The 3,282-nt window shown below is 62.6% G+C and carries 3 protein-coding genes and 2 pseudogenes; 2 read left to right on the plus strand and 3 right to left on the minus strand.

Annotation, left to right across the window (positions count from 1 at the left end; translation table 11 throughout):
- Positions 1-112, plus strand: a pseudogene (locus E3O19_RS03670) (ATP-binding protein); the annotation flags it as partial.
- Positions 113-148: 36 nt separating this feature from the next.
- Here the strand turns inward: E3O19_RS03670 and E3O19_RS03675 are convergent.
- The 3 genes from E3O19_RS03675 to E3O19_RS03685 form a co-directional block, all read right to left on the minus strand.
- Positions 149-982, minus strand: a complete 834-nt coding sequence (locus E3O19_RS03675; protein ID WP_134565353.1) for a site-specific integrase — start codon at positions 980-982, stop codon at positions 149-151.
- A gap of 629 nt (positions 983-1,611) precedes the next feature.
- On the minus strand, positions 1,612-1,950 hold the full coding sequence (locus E3O19_RS03680) for a helix-turn-helix domain-containing protein (RefSeq protein WP_134565355.1): 339 nt from the start codon (positions 1,948-1,950) through the stop codon (positions 1,612-1,614).
- Between the two features lie 3 nt (positions 1,951-1,953).
- Positions 1,954-3,018, minus strand: coding sequence for a tyrosine-type recombinase/integrase (locus E3O19_RS03685; protein WP_134565357.1), 1,065 nt, complete (start codon positions 3,016-3,018; stop codon positions 1,954-1,956).
- Between the two features lie 155 nt (positions 3,019-3,173).
- On the opposite strand from E3O19_RS03685, the pseudogene E3O19_RS03690 reads away from it, so the two are divergent.
- Positions 3,174-3,282 (plus strand): annotated as a pseudogene (locus E3O19_RS03690) (ATP-binding protein); the annotation flags it as partial.

Raw genomic sequence — 3,282 nt, forward strand, 5'->3', positions numbered from 1 at the left:
ACTGGGGTATTTGCCGATCGATACCGACGGCGCCCGGCTCTTGTTCCAGGTCATCGCCGACGGTTATGAAAAAAGAAGCTTGATCATCACCACAAACCTAGAGTTCTCCAAGCCGCATACGTTCAAGTTGACGTATGCGAGTTGATACCTAATCTTCATAGGTTGAAGCGAAGACTTCTTCCTCGCGGTCGACAGCATCGAAGACGTAATGCAATGCACCGCCTGCTGTCATGCCGAATGCGGCGGCGACAAGTCTCGGGTCGTGGGAATGAGCGAGGTCGGCCAGGCGGGTTTGACGCAGAACAGCTGGCGTGACGCCGGCCGGATCGAGAATATGAGTCATGAAATACGGTGAGGCCGCGGTTTCGTGAGCGCGTGAGTCTTTCGTGAGGACGAGGTGCGGGTTGTTCGTTCGCAGCGCCAGCCGCGCCGTCAGCACCGCATCGATAGCAGCGAGCGTGATGGGGTCCAGCGGCACGTGATAGGGCCGTCCCGCGATGACCATCGTCCCTGCCGTTGTGCTGATATCCGAGACCAGAACAGCGCGGATCTGACTGCTGGTCATCCCGTGGAGAAGAGCGAACAGTCCGACCACGCGCTCTCTCGGGTCGATGGTGGTGAGTCTCCACCGGTGGATGAGTCGGCGCTGTTCGGCGCTGTTGAGCGTTCGTCCGGCGAAGCCTGTTGGACGTGGTCGAGTCAGGCCGAGGACCGGGTTGATCAGAATGAGCTTTCGTTTGCGAACGAAGGTGAAGAACATGCGCAAGCTGGCCAGCCGATGCCGGGAGCGGCTCCCGAGGAACTCCTCGATATCGCCGGCGGCGACGGCCGCCCAATCGTTGATGCCGCGTCTCTCGAGGAAGTTGGCCAGGGCCGCGACATCAGCCAGTCGGGCCTCGATCGTGGCGACTTTGAGCCCGCGGCCGTCGACCAAGTTGGCTCGAGCGCGCGATCGCAGGAGGTAGTCGGAGAAGGCTGCCACGGCCGGGCGGAAGGGGATGGGGGCCCGGGCCAGGCGGCGCTCTCGGCGCCCCGCGCTCCGACGGTCTTCCTCGTCTTGGAGGAAGGATCCGAGCCCATTCGTGACGAAATACTCATTGACGATTCGGGCGGTGTCACCCGGCGATCGTCCGGGTGAACGCAGCGCGCGGACCAACGCTTCGGGAGTGCACGCACCTTGGATCAGGTCGTGTTCGATCTGCCGCAGGTGTCGCACCGCTACTGCGCTGACGAAGCGGTCGCCGATGTCCTCGACCAGGGGTTCGAACCAGTCGGGACTGCTCGCCCCGAGCCGGACAAGGGCGGCGGCCGTTCGGTCGATCAGGGAGTTGTGGGTCCTTTGATAGCAGGCCGTGCACAATCCGTGAGCTGCGTGTTTGGCCAGACGTCCGCACTGGTCGCAGACTCGCGGTGTTGGTTGCTTCCGGGGTCGAGCTCGGCGCACGCACATGCCGCACAGGTTCTGTTCTTCACGGAGCACCCGCCGTTGGCCACATCGTGGGCACGGTTCCATCGTGGCCTCGCGTTTGGCTTTCCAATAGCAAGGGGTGCAGCGACCCCGAGCATGGAGATTGGGGCTTCCACAGTCGAGGCAGTTGCCGACGAGCGTCATCAGAATGGTGGCGGGGTCTTGCGGGAGGCCCGAGACCGTTCCTGACCGGACGCCGCTCGGAGGGGCGCCTGCGTGACCGAAGTTGGCGGAGTCCCGTTGCCGATGTCGGTGGTCGTATCAAGTTCGAGGAGATCATTTGCGGTGCAGTCCAGCGCTTGGCACAATGCGGCGAGTGTCGCGAGCTTTATTTGCGATGGCTGCTGAGTCATCAATGCGGAGATCGACGCGGAAGAGAGTTCCAGACCGGCCTTGTCGACCAACAGGCGCCGCAGCTGAGCACCGGTCCACACTTCTCGTTGAGCGGCAGCCATCCGGAGCCGCCAGCGAAACTCTGCCATGTCCTATTCCTCCTTGGTCGCTTCGGCGAGAGTGGTCGTGAGGGCGCGACGATAGGCGTCCTCGACTAACGTGGATGAGGGAGTCACATATCGCATCGTCGTGCCCACATTCCAATGGCCCAACATCTGCTGAATGGCGACGAGATCGACACCGCGCTCGTAGTTGCGCGTCGCGCAGGCATGCCGCAGATTGTGAGGGCTGAACTGCTCGTGAGGCGGCCGACCCTCCGCTCTGCACAGAGCCGCCAACCGGTTGCGGATCGATCCTGAATTCATGAATCGGCCGCCCTCGTCGCAGAATAGGGCCGGGCTGCTCCCTCGAAATTTGGGGCGGACCTCGTCGAGATACCAATGCAGGATCAGGCCCAGATCGTCGAGCATGGGCACCCAGCGTGGCCTCGGACCTGAGCCTTTCGCCGCCTTACCCAAGCGCACGTGAATCTTCCCGAACGGGCCGCGGTCAAAATGCAGATCGCGGATTTCCAACGTCGAGGACTCTGCAGAGCGAAGACCTGCGTGATACAGCGTTCGGAAGAGTGCGTAGTCCCGAGCGATCGGAGCCCATTTTCGTGACTGATCCATTCGAGTCTTCAGGAAAGCGAAGAAGTCATCCATGCGCTCGGGTGATGGGGGTGGGCGGGTCGCGGGCGACTCGCTTGTTACGTGATGCCCAGCATGGAACACGTCGATCGGGTCGGCCAGTCGGATACCGAATCGAGCCTCCACGTCGGCGAAGTGCCGAGCCTGCAGAAACTGGAAGTAGTGCCTGAACGTGCTGACGTAGTCCCTCCGCGTGACTGGTCCCACGCCGCGTTCAATAAGCGCGGCGACGACCGCATCGACGTCGAAGGCGGTCAGCTCCCATGCGGGCTTTCCCGCCAATGTGAGGAATCGCTCGAGCACACCCGTGCCGTTATCGATGGTGAGGGCGCTGAATCCGCGGGCCACTTGGCTTGCGATGAATCCGTCCACGCACTGCCGCTGGAATTCCATCGGCTCCATGACATCGGCCAGTTGCGCGCCTGGGGAATTATCGCTCACCACGCGCAGCCGGGGTCGCGGCGTCATTGCATACCTCCCGCCCGCCTCGATTCCTGAGGCGTTGCCTCAAATCTCACTCCTCGATCGAGCAAATCGCACCTCGCCACGCCGACCATGCTCGACCTACTCCCCATAGGGAATGCGGCACTCAGCGCCGGAACGAACGTATGGGAACCTCAGTTCGCTGGGGAACCGTGTTCGGCGACGACAACATGGCCGCCGCCGTCATCGACCGCATCGTCCACCACGGCCGGCTCCTGCAGTTCCGCGGCGAGTCCTACCGCGTCAAAC

Origin of the sequence: Cryobacterium algoritolerans (assembly GCF_004402785.1) — a bacterium.
In the GTDB taxonomy this organism is placed as follows: Bacteria; Actinomycetota; Actinomycetes; order Actinomycetales; family Microbacteriaceae; genus Cryobacterium; species Cryobacterium algoritolerans.

Excerpts from the sequence above, each read along its gene's own strand:
- E3O19_RS03685 (WP_134565357.1), bottom strand. The coding sequence starts at position 3,018 with ATGACGCCGCGACCCCGGCTGCGCGTGGTGAGCGATAATTCCCCAGGC.
- E3O19_RS03680 (WP_134565355.1), bottom strand. The coding sequence starts at position 1,950 with ATGGCAGAGTTTCGCTGGCGGCTCCGGATGGCTGCCGCTCAACGAGAA.